The organism is Flavobacterium cerinum (assembly GCF_004028155.1).
Lineage (GTDB): Bacteria > Bacteroidota > Bacteroidia > Flavobacteriales > Flavobacteriaceae > Flavobacterium > Flavobacterium cerinum.
Genome location: NZ_SBII01000003.1, coordinates 170,042 through 189,974 on the forward strand (window position 1 = coordinate 170,042; position 19,933 = coordinate 189,974).

Here is a 19,933-nt window from a genome sequence, read left to right on the forward strand (position 1 = left end):
TATAATTTATGACTGGAAAAATTACATTTTCGGCATTCATGCTGCTATTTTCTATATTTAGCTACAGCCAAAGTATTGACTGTTCTAAATTTAAAAACGGAACTTTCAAGCTAACCGATCCAAAAACAAAAAAAGTATGTATTATTACCCGTAAAGGCGATAAACAGACTGAAAAAATGGAAGATGCAGACGAAGCCTACGATTTTGACATTGTATGGATAGACAACTGTACTTACACCGTGAGTCCTACTCCTGCCACCGCTGCCAGAAACAAAGAGGTGCTTAAGGCTGGAACCATGACCGTGAAAATCACTAAAACAAAAGACGACTCCTACATTCAAAAAGCGACAGTAGCTAACAACCCTAAATTTAGAAGGGTTGATGAAGTATATTTAGTAAAGGAAAAGAACAATTAATTCATGTCAAAACAAACTATCGTAAGACTACTTGCAGGCTTAACTTTTTTAATTTTTTTATGTCCATTTTTTCAAACGTGCTCTGATAAAAACCTCCTAAAAAGAACAGTAGAAAAAGGAATTACTGTAACACCTGAAGAACTACGTATTGAACAGGAAAAATCATTAATTGAAAGCAGAAAAGGCAATACTGCAAGTGGCTATGAAATGGCTTTTTATATATTCAATAAATTTGAACTTCAAGACTTATCCGATTCAGGTTTTTATTATTTCTTGTGTTTTTTTATTGTTTTAATCATTTCTATAATCCTATTTTATTTTTCTTTCAAAAATAAATTTAGAATTATATACCTATTAAGCCTGATCAACCTTGTGTTAGTTATATTTCCAATGTTATCTTTTTATTTCGCAGAAATACTGGAAGATCTCAATCAGATAAAATATGGTTATTATCTTTTTATTATAAATACAATTATACTACTCTTACTTTCCAGAAAGATAATGAAAAAAGATTTTTTGCCAAGCACAGTTAAGAGTTAGCATCCATACTAAATTGATTTTATTGAAGACTTGCTAGCAAAAACCTTCATGATGATGTCGTAGAGAAATAAAAAACCATAGATAAAAACAAAAAGCTCCCACTTTCATGGGAGCTTTTTTCTTATTCGAATACGACTTCGTCTATCTGTAAGTTATTAAGAAAACCTATCGTGTTTTCTATGTCATAATGGAGTATTCTGTCTTCAGTAACCAATGGCACTTCTTCTCTGTATGATTTAATGAACATTTCAAGGAAGTCACTTGACTTTAATGGTCTTCTGAATTCTAATGCCTGAGAAGCATTCATAAGTTCTATTGCCAGTATGCGCTCCAGGTTCTCAATAATCCTAAGTGCTTTAGTAGCTGCATTAGCTCCCATACTCACGTGATCTTCCTGCCCGTTAGACGATACTATGCTGTCTATACTTGCCGGAGTTGCCAACTGTTTGTTCTGGCTTACAATACTTGCTGCAGTATACTGAGGTATCATAAATCCTGAATTAAGACCCGGGTTACTTACAAGGAATGGCGGTAGTCCGCGCAGACCTGAAATAAGCTGATAGGTTCTTCTTTCGGAGATACTGCCAAGCTCAGCAAGGGCTATTCCTAAAAAGTCTAACGTAAGTGCTAATGGCTGTCCGTGGAAATTACCTCCGGATATGATCTGGTCGCTTTCTATAAAAATATTTGGATTATCTGTAACCGAGTTGATCTCTGTACGGAAAACCTTCTTAACATAATCGATGGTGTCTTTTGTAGCACCGTGTACCTGAGGTATACAACGGAAAGAGTAAGGATCCTGAACATGCTGTTTTGCCTGTGCGATGATCTCACTATCTTCAAGAAGCTCGTTAAAACGTCTTGCAGTAACAATTTGTCCTTTGTGCGGACGTACCATGTGAATAAGCTCGTTGAACGGCTCTATACGACCATCAAAACCTTCAAGGGAAATTGCACCGATAACATCGGCAAGGTAGCTGTACTTAACTGATTTCAGTAACACATATACACCATAAGCACTCATAAACTGAGTACCGTTAAGCAAAGCCAATCCTTCTTTAGATTTCATTATGATAGGCTTCCACCCCATTTTGTCAAGCACTTTTTGTGCCGGCTGACGGAAACCGTCCATATTTACTTCTCCTTCACCAAGTAATGGTAAGGATAAATGGGCTAATGGAGCTAAATCGCCCGATGCGCCTAGAGAACCTAAAGTATAAACTACCGGGAATATATCGTTATTATAAAAATCAATAAGACGCTCTACCGTTTCAAGCTGCACGCCCGAATGCCCGTAACTAAGTGACTGTATCTTTAAAAGCAGCATGATCTTTACGATAGCTTCAGGAACTTCTTCTCCTGTACCGCAAGCATGTGATTTTACAAGGTTTTCCTGTAACTGCGAAAGGTTTTCATTAGATATCTTAACATTATATAGCGAACCGAATCCAGTATTGATACCATAAATAGGATCATTATTAGATTTCATTTTCTCATCAAGATAAGTACGGCACTTTTCTATATTGGCTCTTGCCTCTTCAGATAATGCTAATTTTTTATCCTGAGTAAGTATATCGTTCACAATTTCAAGCGATAAGAGCTCGCTACTGATATAATGTATTGTTTCCATGGTAGGGTTTATTTAAGATGCCAAAATTCAATAAACCATAATTAAAAAACAACCTTTTTGGCAAATTTTCATTTTAGATTGCACTTTGCCTCTATATCCATATATGCTTTTCCCATATATTTCAAAATATCAGACGCTATAAAGACTTGTTTTGCCGTTTCCCTGATACCAATATCAGCTGTAAGGCCATGCAGGTAAACGCCAAATATTGCTGCATCTACAGGGCTATAGGACTGAGCTAACAATCCTGTAATAATACCCGTAAGCACATCACCGCTTCCACCGGTTGCAAGTGCAGCATTTCCAGACGAGTTAATATGAACCGTACCATTATACACTATCATTGTATATGCGTCTTTGGCGATAAGTACCAATTTATATTCTTTTGAGAATGATTTCATCATTTCAATTTTCTCAAAATCATCTTTCCAACTTCCCATAAGTCTTTCCAATTCTTTAGGATGTGGTGTTAAAATAGTATTTTCAGGAAGCAGTTTAAGCCATTCTTTATTGTAAGAAAGTATGTTGAGCGCATCGGCATCAATCACCAAAGGGACTGAAACTATTTTTAAAAAATCGTACAATGCCTTTTGTGTCTCCTGATGCTGCCCTAATCCCATACCGATACCAATAGCTTTTGGCTGAAAATCAAAACTGATTTGTGTTATGTGTTCTTCTCCATTGGTAAGCACCATTGCTTCAGGAAAAGATGTTTGCAATACTGTATAACCACACTTAGGTAAATAAGCCGTTGCCAATCCGCAGCCACTTTTAAGTGCAGCTTTTGCCGAAAGGCATATCGCTCCTATTTTACCATAGCTTCCGCCAATAATAAGCGCATGCCCTTGTGTTCCTTTGTGTGCGTTATGTGTAACAGGCTTATAGCGGCTCTGAGCTTCAAATTCATCAGTAAAATAAAAATCGGTAACAGTGTTTTTAATAAACTCGTTGTCAAGCCCAATATCCAGTACGGCAACTTCTTTAACAAAAGAAGCATTACCCGGGAGATATAAAGCCAGCTTAGGGAATTGAAATGTAAGTACAACATCAGATCTAACAGCAATATCAGTCTTTCTGTCCATAAACATTCCGGATGGAACATCTATAGATACTATGATAGCTTCCCTGTTATTGATATTTTCTATGGCCTGTTTAATAGCATCGTTTAGGTCTCTTGTAAGTCCGATACCAAAAAGAGCATCGATATAAACCAATCTCCCTTTTTCATACTCATAAACTGTATTTTGATTGGATTGGATTCCAGCCTCTTCTATCTTTTTTAAATTGGCTGTAAAGGCAGGAGTAGGTTTACCTGCATCTTCAATAATATCCAATACAACTTTGTAATTATCGGTCTGCAAAAGTCGAGCAGCTGCAAGTCCGTCACCACCATTATTGCCTTGTCCGCAAAAAAAATGAAAAATAGTTTCTTTATCAGGAAACTGCATTTTTAGCCATAAAAAAACCTCTCTGCCGGCTCTTTCCATAAGATCATTATATGTGATGTTTTGTTTTGTAACAGTCATCTCGTCGGCTTGTCTTATCTGCACAGCATTAAAAATTTTCATAACAATTAAGTGGTTTTATGTAAATTTATTACAATAAACAGCGGCAATAACAATTTAACGAAACTTTGGTAGGCGGTTATTTAAAGATTATTGATTTTTGTTTACGGTTTCAGGTAGTTTTTCAATAATTTAGCAACCTCAAACTTTATTTTAACATTAGATGAAAAATACTGCGCTTACGCACATTCACGAGGGCCTTGGTGCCAAGATGGTTCCGTTTGCAGGTTACAATATGCCTGTTCAATATGAAGGAGTAAACTTAGAACATGAAATCGTAAGGAACGGTGTAGGCGTTTTTGACGTTTCGCACATGGGTGAGTTTTTAATCAGTGGGCCAAAAGCACTGGATCTTATACAAAAAGTTGCTTCAAACGATGCGTCAACGCTAACTATTGGAAGAGCTCAGTACTCTTGCCTGCCCAACGAAAATGGAGGTATAGTAGATGATCTTATTATATATAAAATGAAAGAAGAGCAGTACCTTTTAGTGGTAAATGCTTCTAACATAGAAAAAGACTGGAACTGGATATCGTCTAAAAATGATGTAGGTGCAGATATGCGCAATATCTCTGACGATTATTCACTGCTTGCTATTCAGGGGCCTAAAGCTATTGAGGCAATGCAGCCGTTAACCTCTATTGACCTTGCAGCTATTAAATACTACCATTTTGAAGTAGCTGATTTTGCAGGTGTACAGGATGTAATTATCTCTGCAACTGGATATACCGGAAGTGGTGGTTTTGAAATTTATGCAAAAAACACAGAGATAGAGCAAATTTGGAACAAGGTGTTTGAAGCCGGAGCTGCTTTTGGTATTAAGCCAGTTGGTCTTGCTGCACGTGATACCCTTCGTCTTGAAATGGGCTTCTGCCTTTACGGAAACGACATTAACGATACTACTTCTCCTCTTGAAGCTGGTTTGGGCTGGATCACTAAATTCAATAAAGAATTTACCAACTCTGAAGCACTTAAAAAACAAAAAGAAGAAGGTGTGACCAGAAAACTTGTAGGTTTTGAACTTACTGAACGCGGTATTCCAAGACATGATTATGAAATTGTAGACAAAGACGGTAACGTAATTGGTATAGTAACATCAGGTACTATGGCACCAACGCTTAACAAAGGTATTGGTTTAGGTTATGTTCCTACTGAATTTGCTGCAGAAGGACGTCAGATCTTCATTAGAATCAGGAAAAATGATATTCCTGCTCAGGTGGTGAAGCTGCCTTTTTATAAAAAATAAAACTCTATGAAGAAAATATTCGCACTCGCTTTTTTAATATCTTTTGCTCTACAGGCACAAAAACATGAAAAAGCATGTGATATTTTTTATAAAGTTAATGATGTTCTCCAAAAGAGACATTTCAAGCCTAAACCGGTAGACGATAGTCTATCGGTTTATGTTTTTGAAACCATTATGGATGAACTGGATGAAAACAGATCCTTGTTCTTACAACAGGAATATGACCAGCTGGCTATTCATAAATACAAGATTGACGATTACCTGCTTAAAAAAGACTGCTCTTTTTTAAATGATTTCATTTCGGCTTATCAAATTGCACTAGAACGCAATAAAACCTTTGTACAGGAAATAGCGCAAGAACCACAACACTACTATACTAAAGATACTATTTACTATTCTAAGAAAACCTTTCCTTACCACACAGACGCGCAAAAGATAAAGAAATATCTTCGCAAAAAAATTACCTACGATATTCTTGAAGATATTGCCAAACTCAGTAAAAATGATAAAGCGCTAAAACCGTATCTTGAATCGTTAGGTATCATTTCGAGAAATAAAATACTGGAAAGTTACCTGTGCCGTATTAACAGACAACTAAACCCTCCCGAAGGATTTGACAGTGGTATTTACAACCGTTTCTTTTCTACCTTCTGTTCTTATTTTGATCCGCACTCTACCTACTTTAACTATAACGAAAAGGCTTCGTTTGTATCTTCAATATCTACAGAGAATTATTCTTTAGGTTTATATGTGAGTCAAAACGAAAAAGAAGAAATTATTGTAGAAGAACTGGTTCCTGGTGGCCCAGCTTATGAAACCGAAAAAATAGATAAGGGCGATCAGTTGATTAAACTGGCTGCTAACAATTTAGAATATGCAGTTACATGCACATCGCTGGAAGCCATTACCGATATAGTAAATTCTGACACTTACAAAGAAGTATTTCTTACTCTTCGTAAAAAAGACGGAACGGTATATTCTGTAAATCTGATAAAAAAAATAATGAAAGCTGATGACAACAGTGTTTATAGCTTTGTATTGGGTGATAATAACCCGATAGGTTATATAAAAATTCCAAGTTTTTATTCGGCATTTGACAGTACTACCAAACAAGGCTGTGCCGATGATCTTGCAAAAGAAGTCATTAAGCTAAAAAAAGATAACATTACCGGCCTTATCCTTGACCTTCAGTTTAATGGCGGCGGTTCAATGGATGAAGTTATCCGTATGGCCGGGATGTTTATAAACTTTGGCCCTATAGCCATAGTTACAGATCAAAAAATGTCTTACAATGTGATTAAGGATTACAACCGCGGAATGCTGTATGAGGGTCCGATGGTTGTTTTAGTTAATGGGTTTTCGGCTTCTGCCAGTGAATTTTTTGCAGGTGTAATGCAGGATTATAACCGTGCGCTTATAGTGGGTAATACCACACTGGGTAAAGCAACCATGCAAACTATACTTCCGCTGGAAGAGGACAGCCCTGAAGATTTTGTAAAAGTAACGATTGATAAATTTTACAGGGTAACAGGAAAAAGCAGTCAATATATTGGCATTATACCAGATGTAGAACTGCCTTCTTTTTTTAATGACTTATTACCTCGCGAGAGCAGTATGCCAACAGCAATAAAAAATGACTCACTAAATGTGAACCTTACATTTACAAAATTACCCGATACAAAAACTAAAAAAGCTATTGCATTAAGTAAAGATCGGGTATCAAAAAACTTAGATTTCCTACTTATCAGTTCGGTTAACGATAGGATAAATGATATATATAATGGGCCTAAAGCGCCATTACCTATTTATTTCGACACTGTTTTTACCGATGTACATTCTATGGATGACCTATGGAAAAACATAAGTGATGCTACCGAAAAGGAACAGCAATTTAAAATACGGGAAACTACATTTGCAGCAGAGATGCAACGGGAAGATTCCTATCTTAAGAAAGCGAACAGCTATAAAATGAAAGCGGCAAAAACCGATGCCTATATTAATGAAGCTATCAACATATTAAGAGATGTGAATAGCTTTAAAAATAATTAAAATATACCTTAAACTACTTAAAAGTAAGCCTGTACAACAAGCTTTACCTAAACCTTGTAATACAAACTGAGTTGATATATTAATTATTGAAAAACAAAAAGTAAATCTTTTTTTTCTATATTTACTTAACAATCAATTAAATATAGCAACCATGTTAGATCAATTAACAAATTTAGTAAAACAATTTGGAACAGATAGTGTGGTCAATAATACACAAATTCCAAATGAACAAAATGAAGCTGTAATGAATGAAGCAAGCAGCTCTATACTTTCAGGATTAAAGGATATGGTCTCAAACGGTAATATTTCTGATTTAGCAGGACTATTTCAAGGTAATAATGCTACAGACAATTCAAACCCGGCTGTAAAAAATATTACAAATAAGCTATCTGAAAATCTTGGAAATAAATTTGGTTTAAGTCCCGATACTTCCGCAAATGTTGCAAATAATTTAATTCCGAAAGTAATGGGATCATTAGTAAATAAAGCGAAAGACCCCAATGATTCCAGTTTTCAGATCTCTGATATAATCGGAGCAATTTCCGGAGGCGACAGTAAAGCAGGAGGAGGTATTATGGATGCTATATCTAAATATGGTACTCAGTTTGGCTTAGATCAAAACAATGATGGCAAGGTAGATATGAGCGACGCAATGGCTGCTGTTTCTAAAAAATCCGGTGGACTAGGCGGCTTCTTTAATAAACTTATGGGCAAATGATACCGCTTTGCTACTCAAATTTATAAATCATTAAAAAACTGTTATTATAAACACCAATTTGTTTTTGCAGAAACAGGGAATAAGTTTATTTTTGTGCTGCAAACAAATTAATTATGGGAAGAGCATTCGAATTTAGAAAAGCCAGAAAAATGAAACGTTGGTCGGCAATGGCCAAAACGTTTACAAGAATTGGTAAAGATATAGTGATGGCCGTTAAAGAAGGCGGACCTAACCCTGAAAGTAATTCGCGTTTAAGGGCAGTAATACAAAATGCCAAGGCTGCAAATATGCCTAAAGAGAATGTTGAGAGAGCTATTAAAAAAGCATCTGATAAAGACTCTGCAAACTTTAAAGAGGTTTTATTTGAAGGCTATGCGCCTCACGGTATTGCTATACTTATTGAGACTGCTACCGATAATAATAATCGTACTGTAGCTAACATTCGTAGTTATTTTAATAAATGTAATGGTACTATGGGTACACAGGGATCTGTTGAATTTATGTTTGACCACACCTGCAATTTCCGTATCCCATCTGAAGGACAAGATGTTGAAGAAATGGAACTGGAGATGATTGACTTTGGAGTAGAAGAAATTTTTGCAGACGAAGATGGCATTATGATGTATGCTCCTTTTGAAAGCTTTGGCTCTATTCAGAAAGAATTAGAAAACAGAGGTATTGAAATACTTTCTTCTGGTTTTGAAAGAATCCCACAGATTACTAAAGAACTTACTGAAGACCAGGTAGCTGATGTAGAAAAGCTATTGGAAAAAATAGAAGAAGATGATGACGTTATGAATGTTTATCATACAATGAAAGAATAGCTACTGCTATTTTTAAAAAAATAATATATTTAAAAGCGCTTGATTATCAGGCGCTTTTTTATTTTTATGTACATTTTCGTAACATTATTTTAATCAAAACTGTAACAATACTAAATTAGAACAGTCATTATAATAAACCAAGCAATTAAAGTTGACAAACGCAAACCAGGATATTGATTCTTTACTAAAGCTATGCAAAGAGGGCAGCCGAAATGCACAGTTTGAGGTTTATAACAGGTATTATAAACCCATGTACAATACTGCCTTTCGTATTGTAAAGGACAGCCATTGGGCAGAAGATATCATGCAGGAATCGTTTATGAAAGCGTTTACAAAACTGGATACATTTAAAGGAGAAGTCACTTTTGGCGCATGGTTAAAAAAAATTGTGGTCAACCACAGTCTGGACAACTACAAGAAAATTAATAAAAATGCATTAGAGTCTCTTGACAGCGTTTTATACAAGGTAGAAGACGAAAGCTCTAATGAAGATGCAGCGCTGGATTTCCAGCAGCTAAAAGCCCAACAAGTAGGTGCTGCAATACAGTCTTTAAAAGAAAACTACAGGATAGCGCTAACCCTGTTTTTTATTGAGGGATACGACCATGAAGAAATTAGCGAAATTATGGGAATTACCTCCGGCAATTGCCGAACAACCATAAGCAGGGCAAAAGAAAGCCTGCTTAAAAAATTGAATGCCTAATGAATAATGAAAAGAGAAACATTGACGAAATGTTTAACCGTTTTAACGGTGAATGGGACATTGATGAACCGGCCGCGGGACATGAAGATCGTTTTTTTGACCGGCTTGCCGGCAAAAAGAAAAAAGCAAAGACAAACCTGCTTTACAAAATTGCAGTACCTGCTGCAGCTGCCATTGTAATCATGTTAGGAATGCTATTAGTATTTAATCCTAAAACGGATAACCATACTGTGGCTATGTCGCCTAAGGCAAAAGAAACCCAGGTCTATTTTGCTTCGATAATAAATAAAGAATTAGCTAAGGTTGAAAAAGAAAACAGCCCTGAAACTAAAAAACTTGTACAGGATGCGCTCGTGCACATGCAGCTCCTGGAAAAAGATTATAATAAAATTACACGTGATTTAGCTCAAAAAGGCGAAAACAAACAATTAATCCATGCCATGATAACCAATTTTCAAACAAGAATATCTTTTCTTGAAGATGTACTGGTGAAGATTGAAAATGTAAAAAAAATAAAAGAAAACTACCATGAAAACAATCAGACATAATATATTACTCGTATTGCTTATGCTACCCTGTATTACTCTGGCTGGTAATGGCGTAAAGGGAAAATACACTAAAGAGAAAAAGATAAATAAAGTTTACTTAGTGAATGATAATTGCGGACTGGATGTAAACAATAAGTTTGGCAACATCTATGTTACCACCTGGGATGAAAGTAAAATGTCTATCGATGTGTCCATAACCGTAAGCGGTAACAACGAAGATAAAGTAAACAAAAAGCTTGCAGGTATTCTTATTGATATTAACGCAACAAAATCACTTTTAAGTGCCCGTACAAACATCGACAATAGTGTTAACGGTAACAACATGAGTATTGAAATTAATTATATCATTAAAATTCCTAAAAAGGGCGCTATTGATCTAACCAACCAGTATGGAGGGGTAATTACCGGCAAAATATATGGTAAGGCAAAAATAGACTGTCAATATGGTGATATTAATCTTGACGAATTAAATGCCGACGGTAATACAATCATGCTTCAGTATAGCAATACTTCAAGGATTAATTATATTAAATCCGGTAGTGTGAACGTACAGTATTCTACATTTAAGCTAGGGAAAGCCGGAACGCTAAAATTACAAGGACAGTATACAGGAATGAATCTCGATGAAGTTCAGGATCTAACCTATAAAACTGAATATGGAGACCTTAGTGTTAAAAAGTCTGGAAAAGCAACTGGATCCGGAGATTATTCAGCCTTACGCTTTGGTCAGGTAAGTGGTTCTTTTAATGCTACCTGCAACTATGGTGATGTTAGGATTGCAGCGCTTGATAAATCGGTTAAAAATGTAGCGATCAATGCATCTTATACTAATGTAACTGTAAAGTATGAGGAAGATTATGCTTTTGACTTTGAGTTTCATACAGAATATGGTAATGTTAACGGCACCGGAGGATTTAAATTCACTGAAAAAAGCGTTAGAGATACCAGTGCAAGTTATAAAGGGTACAATAGATCATCCGGTGTTAACCGCATGTACATCAAGACTGAGTATGGCAATATCGCTCTTGGAAAAAGTTAAAAACGTGTTAAAAACCAGTTTCTATATAACCTTTGCTAAAGCGTAAGCGTCTACATAATAACAGGTTTACCCAACTCATCACTGGGGAAATCAGAAGCTGATAAAACAGCGGAGTTCAATCAACAATCAAAAATTAAAATCTGCTCTCATCAGGCAGTCCTGCTCATCACAGGTATTACAATTAATCAAACCAATCAGTTCCTCACTTGTAAGGAATCAAAAAACGACCAATTATTATGAAACTAGCCGCATTAGTAGCAGTAGGGCTATTCTTTGCCCAAACTGCAATCTCCCAGGAAAAAACTACCCTGGTTGGCAATGGAAACCTTATTAAAGAAACACATAAGGTAAACACCACTTACACAAAACTTAAAGTTAATGGCCCTTTTGAAGTAGATCTTGTTTACGGCGAACCTGGAACAATTAGTATTGAAGGTTATGAAAATATACTGCATCTTACAACCATGGAAGTTACCGAGGGTACCTTATCTATTTCTACTCGAAATGAGCAGCCTGTAAACCCTAGCAGAGGCAATAAAATAAGAATTAAAGTTCCTTATAACCGTATGGAACATGTTGCACTTATAGGTTGTGGAAGCATCAATTCGCGTCGTACTCTTAAAAACGAAAACTTTAAAGCTACTGTAGATGGCCCCGGAACAATTAACGCTACAATAAAAGCAGAGAATACGGAAGTGTGGGTATTAGGTTCAGGAACAATCAATATATGTGGAACTTCCCAAAAATTTATCTGTAGAATAGCAGGATCCGGTACAGTAAAAGCCAATGGGCTTGAAGCTAAAAATGTAATTGCATCGGTATCTGGTGCGGGTGAAGCAAAAGTAAACAGTACAAAAGCAATAAAGGGTCGAATTGTCGGATCTGGTAATATTGCCTTTTCCGGAAGACCTGAAGAAACCGACCTGAAGTTTTCAGGATCTGGAAATTTCACCCACGATTGATGACTTTGGGTAGATGTTTTTTTTGATCAAAGCCTGTTCAAATACGAACAGGCTTTTTGTTTTCAATGATTAGAATACCTACTTATAGGTATTGTTTATAACTATTAAAGGTAATAATTTAGTACTGTGATTCGTATTTATAAATCAATATGCATCACAAAAGGGTTAGTTGAGTTAGTTTCAAAAAAAACTCCGAAGAATATTCTTCGGAGTTTTTATATATTTAAGTGAATTTATTACTTTATAAATTCAATTTTTTGTGCCTCTTCCAAGTTAACGCTGTCAAAAAATCCTTGCTCTCTCATCCATTCATCGCTAAATACTTTACTCATGTAACGCGATCCGTGATCTGGGAAAATTAATACAACATTGCTGTTTTCATCAAATTCTCCAGCTTCTGCATATTGTTTTACAGCCTGAAAAGTAGCTCCGCTTGTATAACCTACAAAAAGACCTTCTGTTTTAGCTATATGCCTTGCTGTATGCGCACTGTCTTCATCTGATACTTTGATAAATTTATCGATCACATCAAAATCTGTAGCAGTTGGGATAAGGTTTTTGCCTAATCCTTCTATTCTGTATGGATAAATTTCTTCACTGTCGAATTCTTTAGTTTCGTGGTATTTTTTTAATACCGAACCATAAGCATCTACACCAAGAACTTTTATTGCAGGATTTTTCTCTTTAAGGAAACGTGCAGCTCCTGATATTGTACCTCCGGTCCCACTACAGGCTACAAGGTGAGTTATCATACCATTTGTCTGCTCCCATATTTCAGGGCCTGTACTTTTATAATGTGCATCTACATTTAAATCATTAAAGTATTGATTAATATAAACAGATCCTTTAATTTCTTCATGAAGCCTTTTAGCAACATTGTAGTAAGAGCGTGGATCGTCTGCAGAAACATTTGCAGGACAAACATATACTTTAGCTCCCATTGCACGCAGCATATCTATTTTATCCCTTGAGGATTTAGAACTTACTGCAAGTACACAATCATAGCCTTTAATAATACTTACCATCGCTAAGCTAAAACCAGTATTGCCTGAAGTAGTTTCGATAATAGTGTCTCCCGGTTTAAGGATTCCCTTTTTCTCTGCTTCTTCAATAATATATAACGCTATCCTGTCTTTAGTGGAATGGCCTGGATTAAAAGCTTCTACTTTAGCATAAAAATTCCCTTGTAATCCTTCTGTAACTTTATTGAGCTTAATTAGAGGTGTATTACCAATTAATTCCAACACATTATTATAGGCTTTTATTTCTTCTTTCATAAAAAATAAGTTAGTAAGGTAAACTATCTACAAAGTTTAGTGACCTCAAAACTTTGCAAATCTAACAAAAAAAAATTTAATTACTTTTTAATTCCTTCCAAATCTAATAAAAAACTGTATTCCTTGGCTACTTCCTTAAGTGCTTCAAATCTTCCTGATGCACCTCCATGACCAGCTTCCATATTGGTATCCAGGAACAAAAGATTATTTCCTGTCTTGGTTACCCTTAATTTCGCTACCCATTTGGCCGGTTCCCAATACTGCACCTGCGAATCATGAAGACCCGTAGTAACAAGCATATTAGGATATTCCTGCGCTGTTACATTATCATAAGGTGAGTATGATTTCATGTAATCATAATATTTTTTATCATTTGGGTTACCCCACTCGTCATATTCTCCTGTTGTTAATGGAATACTGTCATCCAGCATTGTAGTAATAACATCTACAAATGCTACCTGAGCAATAACCCCATGATACAATTGCGGTGCCATGTTTACTACAGCTCCCATAAGTAATCCCCCAGCAGAACCGCCTTCGGCATATAAATGTTCCGGTGATGTATACTTTTGTTCAATCACAAACTTTGAACAGTCAATAAAATCAGTAAATGTATTTTTCTTTTTAAGCAGTTTACCGTTATCATACCATTCACGACCTAAATCTTCCCCGCCTCTAATATGAGCGATAGCGTAGATAAATCCTCTATCAAGCAGACTAAGTCTGATAGAAGAGAAATAAGGGTCCATAGAAGCTCCATACGAACCGTAAGCGTATAACAGCAAAGGATTCTTGCCGTCTTTCTTTATGCCTTTTCTATAAACCATAGAAATTGGCACTTTAGTACCGTCTTTAGCTGTAGCCCACACCCTTTCTTCGGTGTAGTTGTTCTTATCGAATTTGCCACCCAGTATTTCCTGTTCTTTCAGTATCGTTTTTTCTTTCGTCTTCATATTGAAGTCAATTACCGACGACGGCACTGCCATTGACTGGTAACTGTAACGAAGTATCTCTGTATCAAAATCAGGATTGGTAGAAGTTCCTGCTGTATAGGTTTCGCTTTCAAATGGCAGATAATATTCCCCTTTTCCATCCCAAGGGCGAATTCTTATGGTATTAAGTCCGTTACTACGTTCAGAAACTACCAAGTAGTTTTTAAAGATTTCAATATCTTCTAAAAGCACATCTTTTCTATGTGGAATAAGGTCTTTCCAGTTTGCAGAACCTGTTTTAGATTCTGGCGTAATCATTAATTTAAAGTTGGTTGCTTTATCCTTATTGGTTACAATATAAAAATTGTCGCCATAATGTGATATACTGTACTCTAACCCTCTTTTTCTTGGTTGGAACACTTTAAATTCACCATCCGGAGTGTTTGCATCCAGTATTCTGAACTCGCTTGTAAGTGTACTTGATGACCCAATTACCAAGTATTTTTTTGATTTTTCTTTGTAAATAAATGTACTGAAGGTATCGTCTTTTTCATGGAAGATCTCAGCATCCTTAGTGGCATCTGTACCTAGTTTATGCTTGTAAACTTTATCAGAACGCAGGGTAACAGGATCTTTTCGGGTATAAAATAATGTTTTATTATCGCCGGCCCATGTTGAACCTCCGGTAGTATTTTCAATTTTTAAAGGAAGAATTTCGTTAGTAACCAGATTCTTTACCTGAATGGTATATTGTCTCCTTGAAACAGTATCTACACCAAAAGCCGCCCAGTTATTATCTTCACTAATATTTAAACCACCAAGTTGAAAATAAGTATGCCCTTTTGCCATTTCATTACAATCGAATAAAATTTCTTCTTTGGCGTCAAGGCTTCCCTTTTTTCTGGAATGGATTGGGTAATCTTTACCTTTTTCAAAACGGGTTATATAAAAATAACCGTTATAAAAATAAGGTACAGAAGAATCATCTTCTTTAATTCTGCTCTTCATTTCTTCAAACAAATCCTTTTGGAATTGTTTTGAGCCGGCTGTCATAGTGTTGTAATAATCGTTTTCTTTATTGAGGTAATCAATAACTTCTGGATTCTCTCTTTCATTTAGCCAGTAATAATTATCTATACGAACATCGCCGTGCTTTTCAAGTGTTTTTTGTTTAACTTTAGCAAGCGGCGGAGTGATGGTTTCAAGCATTTTTGTTTTATTAGATTGAGCATTTGCTGCAAAAATAACACATACACAACTTAAAAGTAAATGTTTTTTCATTGTTTTATCGATTGGTATATAACCCTGCAATTTAATACTTTTGCAATATAAATAACTTATAAAATTCATAAAAATGTTTGGAGATATCATGGGAATGATGGGTAAACTTAAAGAAACCCAGCAAAAAATTGAAGAGACTAAGAAAAGGCTTGACACAGTGCTTGTAGACGAACAAAGCAATGACGGACTGTTAAAAGTAACGATAACAGCAAACCGCAGTATCCGCTCTATCACTGTAGATGATAGTTTACTCGAAGACAAAGAACAGCTAGAAGATTATCTTGTATTGGTACTTAATAAAGCTATAGCAAAAGCATCTGCTATTAATGAAGCTGAACTGGCTGCTGTTGCACAAGACGGGATGCCAAATATACCCGGACTTGACGGCATGTTTAAATAATTAAGATGATGATTTGATACCTGTAAAACAGAAAACGGATATAAGCATTTTAAGATTATATCCGTTTTCTGTTTTTTATAAATAAAATTGATCTTTGTTAAAGCATATTAATACTAAGATCTAATTATTTTATGTCTAAAACGTAAGTTTCTGCAATGTTTCTAACACATAATTGTGCATTACTTCTTTATAGTCTAAATGTGTTACAATTCTTAACTTGCCTCTTCCTAAAGAGCTGATAAAAATACTCTTTTGTTTTAGTTTTTCTACAAGAGCAGCCTCGCTGTATTGAGGTTTTATAGAGAATATAAGAATATTGGTTTCTACAGGCTCTACTTTTTCTATCCACGGTAATTGCTCAAGAAAAACACTTAACTGCTTGGCACGCCTATGGTCTTCTTCCAATCGGCCTACGTTATTTTGCAGTGCATACAATCCGGCAGCTGCCAGATAGCCTGCCTGGCGCATACCGCCGCCAAATATTTTCCTAATACGCAACGCCTTCTGTATATGTTCGTGCTTACCTACTAAAAGTGATCCAACCGGAGCTCCTAATCCTTTGGATAAACATACCGAAACAGTATCGAATAGTTCCCCAAATTGCTTGGGATGCTGTCTTTTGGCTACTAATGCGTTCCATAATCGGGCTCCATCAAGGTGATATTTTAAATTGTTTGCCTTACAAACCTCACCTATTTCCATAAGCGTTTGTAAATCGTAGCACGCTCCGCCACCTTTGTTTGTTGTATTTTCAATACATACAAGACTTGTTAAAGGGCTATGATAAAAATCGGGAGGATTGATTGCTTCATGAACCTGATTGGCAGTAATCATACCTCGATGACCATCTATTAACCTACTGGAAACACCGCTATTTACCGCGACACCCCCACCTTCATAATTAAAAATATGTGCCCACTTATCACAAATAAGCTCATCACCCGGATTTGTGTGTAATTTTATTGCCGTTTGGTTTGCCATAGTACCCGATGGGAAGAATAATGCAGCTTCCATACCGAAAAGTCCTGCAACTGTATCTTCAAGTTCTATAACCGTAGGATCCTGTTTATAAACATCATCACCCACTTTTGCCCTGAACATTTGCTGCAGCATTTCATGCCCAGGCTTAGTTACCGTATCACTTACTAAATTTATTTCCATATAATTGAAAAGGATAGCTTATTTTTGCGTTGTACAAAACTACATTATTTATGACAAATACCGAACAAATTAAAGGTATTATAGAGCGTCTTGGTGCGCTGAGGAGGTATCTTTGACATCGACAAAAAGTTAATTGAGATAACCAACGAGGAAGAAAAAACCTTTGCACCTGACTTTTGGAATAACGCCAAACAGGCCGAAATCATTGTAAGAGACCTGAGATCTAAGAAAAAATGGGTCGAAGATTATGAAAAAGGCAATGCTATGGCCGAAGAACTACAAATCGTTTACGAATTTGTAAAAGAAGGGGATGCAACAGAGGAAGAACTCGACGAATTATACAAACTTACCATAGCACATATAGAGAACTTAGAGTTCAAGAACATGCTTTCCGACGAAGGTGACAGCCTTAGTGCAGTAGTACAAATTACAGCAGGTGCCGGTGGTACCGAAAGCTGTGACTGGGCTGCTATGCTTATGCGTATGTACATGATGTGGGGTGAAAAAGAAGGTTATAAAATACGTGAACTTAACTTTCAGGCTGGTGAGGTGGCGGGTATTAAAACCGTAACTCTTGAGTTTGAAGGCGATTATTCTTTTGGTTACCTTAAAGGTGAAAACGGTGTACACCGACTGGTGCGCATCTCCCCTTTTGATAGTAACGGAAAAAGACATACTTCATTTGCCTCAGTATATGTATACCCATTAGCCGATGATACCATTGAAATCGATATTAGCCCATCTGACATTTCATGGGAAACCATGCGTTCCAGTGGTGCGGGAGGACAAAATGTAAATAAGGTAGAAACGGCAGTGCGTCTTCGCCACCACCCTACCGGAATTATCATCGAAAACTCCGAAACCCGTTCGCAATTGGATAATAAAACCAAAGCTATGCAGTTACTTAAATCCCAATTGTATGAAATTGAACTTAAAAAACGTCAGGCAGTGCGCGATGAGATCGAGGCCAACAAGATGAAAATCGAATGGGGTTCACAAATACGTAACTATGTAATGCATCCTTATAAACTCGTTAAAGATGTGCGTTCCCAATATGAAACCAGCGATGTAGACGGAGTTATGAATGGAAACATTGATGAATTCCTGAAAGCTTACCTCATGATGATGGGACAGAAAACGGAAGAATCATAACGATTGCTCAAAACATACTACAATCCCCTTAAATTGAAATTAATTTAAGGGGATTTTTTATTGATTTATTATAATCTGTAAAATCATCACTTCTCTGTACAATTTTCATGTTTACAAAATCCTGCAGGTTTTGTTACAACATTCTGCGTTAACGTTTTTTTGTCAGAATAAAATCGTAAATTCGGTACTTTCGGAAAACAATATAAGGTAGAATTTGTAACCCCTTAACACACCATGACTTATAGAAAGCCCGATATTACATTACCTCTTAAAGAAATCCATAGGCTGGAAAAACTTAAGGAGTATCAAATATTAGATACTCACTCTGAAGATACTTTCGACAAGATAGCCCTTATGGCTTCACAAATTTTTAATACACCCTGCGCTTTTATAACTTTTATAGATCAGGACAGGGCATTTTTAAAATCAAATTTAAGTGCTTTACCTATAAATGAAGTAGAACGTGAGGGCACATTATCTTCCCTGACCATCTTTAATGACGATGTAACTGTCTTTAATGACACCCATACCCAGCCAGAGCTGATGGAAAATCAATTTATAAAAGGTGAAAACGGTATTCGCTTCTTCGCAGGTGTACCGCTTAAATCGCCAGAAGGTTTTAATGTTGGTGTACTTTCTGTTGCCGATTATGTTCCCCGTGAAGCAACAAACCTTCAGTTAGACATGCTTAAGACCTTGTCTAAAATTATCATCGATAAACTCGAGAACAGGCTGCGCTATAGAAAATCCATTGAATCACAAATCAATCTTATGAATATTGCGCTTCATGAGATAAAGAATCCTTTGGCATCTATAAACCTGGCCAACGATATTATAAGAAAAGACATTACAACCAAAGATAAAATGACCGGCATGATCAAATCGTCGGTTGCTAGAATACAAAAAAGGCTATCCGATCTTTTAAAACAATCTGAACTTGAAGAAAAAGACCTGGTACTTTCTATAGAAGAAATAAACCTCAGGGATATGTTTACGAGGCTGCTTAATAATTTTGAACTTTTAGCCCATCGTAAAAAACAGGTTATCGAACTTCATTGTGATGAGTCACTTCCATGTATTGAAGGTGATAAATCTAAAATATCAGATGTATTACACAACCTTCTAAGCAATGCTATTAAGTATTCTTACCATGGCAGTTGTATAAAAGTTTCTGCCCGTGAAGCCGGAAATTATATTCACATTGAGGTAAAGGATGAAGGACAGGGATTGAATTTTAATGATATTCAAAAGCTATTTACCAAATTTGCCAAATTGAGTTCTAAACCTACCGGTAAAGAAACTTCAAACGGACTCGGTTTATCGATATCTAAATCATTTATTGAATTACACAGGGGTAATATTTATGCTATGAGTCCTGGTAAAGATAAAGGTGCTACGTTTATTGTGTCGTTGCCATTAAAATACACAACACCCAATGACATTGAAGCCATAGCCGAATTTAACTGATAAAATTTTCCTGAATCATTAAA

At 36.1% G+C, this 19,933-nt stretch carries 18 protein-coding genes; 13 read left to right on the forward strand and 5 right to left on the reverse strand.

All coding sequences use genetic code 11. From position 1 onward, the window contains the following. Positions 1-8 precede the first annotated feature (8 nt). Both EPI11_RS05985 and EPI11_RS05990 read left to right on the forward strand, forming a co-directional pair. On the forward strand, positions 9-416 hold the full coding sequence (locus EPI11_RS05985; protein WP_128389037.1) for a hypothetical protein: 408 nt from the start codon (positions 9-11) through the stop codon (positions 414-416). Positions 417-419: 3 nt separating this feature from the next. Continuing rightward, entirely contained in the window at positions 420-956 is a 537-nt protein-coding gene (locus tag EPI11_RS05990) for a hypothetical protein (protein WP_128389038.1), read from the forward strand. 121 nt (positions 957-1,077) lie between these two features. On the opposite strand, the gene hutH is transcribed toward EPI11_RS05990, so the two are convergent. Together hutH and EPI11_RS06000 are read right to left on the reverse strand one after the other, a co-directional pair. Beyond that, complete coding sequence (gene hutH, locus EPI11_RS05995; protein WP_128389039.1) at positions 1,078-2,586, reverse strand: histidine ammonia-lyase; 1,509 nt, start codon at positions 2,584-2,586, stop codon at positions 1,078-1,080. Between the two features lie 68 nt (positions 2,587-2,654). Continuing rightward, on the reverse strand, positions 2,655-4,154 hold the full coding sequence (locus tag EPI11_RS06000) for an NAD(P)H-hydrate dehydratase (RefSeq protein WP_128389040.1): 1,500 nt from the start codon (positions 4,152-4,154) through the stop codon (positions 2,655-2,657). A 160-nt stretch (positions 4,155-4,314) separates the two neighbouring features. On the opposite strand from EPI11_RS06000, the gene gcvT reads away from it, so the two are divergent. The 8 genes from gcvT (at position 4,315) to EPI11_RS06040 (ending at position 12,240) form a co-directional block, all read left to right on the forward strand. Continuing rightward, complete coding sequence (gene gcvT, locus EPI11_RS06005; RefSeq protein ID WP_128389041.1) at positions 4,315-5,397, forward strand: glycine cleavage system aminomethyltransferase GcvT; 1,083 nt, start codon at positions 4,315-4,317, stop codon at positions 5,395-5,397. A 6-nt stretch (positions 5,398-5,403) separates the two neighbouring features. Beyond that, positions 5,404-7,446 (forward strand): S41 family peptidase, encoded by a 2,043-nt coding sequence (locus EPI11_RS06010; RefSeq protein WP_128389042.1) that lies wholly within the window; start codon positions 5,404-5,406, stop codon positions 7,444-7,446. A 151-nt stretch (positions 7,447-7,597) separates the two neighbouring features. Then, positions 7,598-8,164, forward strand: coding sequence for a DUF937 domain-containing protein (locus EPI11_RS06015; protein ID WP_128389043.1), 567 nt, complete (start codon positions 7,598-7,600; stop codon positions 8,162-8,164). Between the two features lie 113 nt (positions 8,165-8,277). Further along, on the forward strand, positions 8,278-8,988 hold the full coding sequence (locus EPI11_RS06020; protein WP_128389044.1) for a YebC/PmpR family DNA-binding transcriptional regulator: 711 nt from the start codon (positions 8,278-8,280) through the stop codon (positions 8,986-8,988). A 151-nt stretch (positions 8,989-9,139) separates the two neighbouring features. Next, positions 9,140-9,691 (forward strand): RNA polymerase sigma factor, encoded by a 552-nt coding sequence (locus EPI11_RS06025; RefSeq protein WP_128389045.1) that lies wholly within the window; start codon positions 9,140-9,142, stop codon positions 9,689-9,691. Continuing rightward, entirely contained in the window at positions 9,691-10,239 is a 549-nt protein-coding gene (locus EPI11_RS06030; RefSeq protein WP_128389046.1) for a hypothetical protein, read from the forward strand. Before EPI11_RS06025 ends, EPI11_RS06030 begins: the two co-directional genes overlap by 1 nt. Then, positions 10,220-11,278: a DUF4097 family beta strand repeat-containing protein gene (locus EPI11_RS06035; RefSeq protein WP_128389047.1), complete on the forward strand. Its 1,059-nt coding sequence runs from the start codon at positions 10,220-10,222 to the stop codon at positions 11,276-11,278. The genes EPI11_RS06030 and EPI11_RS06035 overlap by 20 nt, the downstream gene beginning before the upstream one ends. Positions 11,279-11,514: 236 nt before the next feature. Further along, positions 11,515-12,240, forward strand: coding sequence for a head GIN domain-containing protein (locus EPI11_RS06040; RefSeq protein WP_128389048.1), 726 nt, complete (start codon positions 11,515-11,517; stop codon positions 12,238-12,240). A 236-nt stretch (positions 12,241-12,476) separates the two neighbouring features. Here the strand turns inward: EPI11_RS06040 and EPI11_RS06045 are convergent, their stop codons facing one another. After that, positions 12,477-13,517, reverse strand: coding sequence for a PLP-dependent cysteine synthase family protein (locus tag EPI11_RS06045; protein ID WP_128389049.1), 1,041 nt, complete (start codon positions 13,515-13,517; stop codon positions 12,477-12,479). An 80-nt stretch (positions 13,518-13,597) separates the two neighbouring features. Then, complete coding sequence (locus tag EPI11_RS06050; protein ID WP_128389050.1) at positions 13,598-15,730, reverse strand: S9 family peptidase; 2,133 nt, start codon at positions 15,728-15,730, stop codon at positions 13,598-13,600. A 73-nt stretch (positions 15,731-15,803) separates the two neighbouring features. Between EPI11_RS06050 and EPI11_RS06055 the strand changes: the two genes are divergently transcribed. After that, a complete protein-coding gene (locus EPI11_RS06055; RefSeq protein ID WP_128389051.1) occupies positions 15,804-16,130 on the forward strand; it encodes a YbaB/EbfC family nucleoid-associated protein in 327 nt (108 codons plus the stop codon). Between the two features lie 135 nt (positions 16,131-16,265). On the opposite strand, the gene EPI11_RS06060 is transcribed toward EPI11_RS06055, so the two are convergent. After that, a complete protein-coding gene (locus tag EPI11_RS06060) occupies positions 16,266-17,291 on the reverse strand; it encodes a threonine aldolase family protein (protein WP_128389052.1) in 1,026 nt (341 codons plus the stop codon). Positions 17,292-17,341: 50 nt separating this feature from the next. Between EPI11_RS06060 and prfB the strand changes: the two genes are divergently transcribed. Together prfB and EPI11_RS06070 are read left to right on the forward strand one after the other, a co-directional pair. Next, a protein-coding gene (gene prfB / locus EPI11_RS06065) for a peptide chain release factor 2 (RefSeq protein ID WP_128389053.1) occupies positions 17,342-18,443 on the forward strand; the annotation gives its coding sequence in 2 pieces (ribosomal slippage) (positions 17,342-17,404 and positions 17,406-18,443; 1,101 coding nt in all). Between the two features lie 234 nt (positions 18,444-18,677). Further along, complete coding sequence (locus EPI11_RS06070; RefSeq protein WP_128389054.1) at positions 18,678-19,910, forward strand: GAF domain-containing sensor histidine kinase; 1,233 nt, start codon at positions 18,678-18,680, stop codon at positions 19,908-19,910. Positions 19,911-19,933 lie beyond the last annotated feature (23 nt).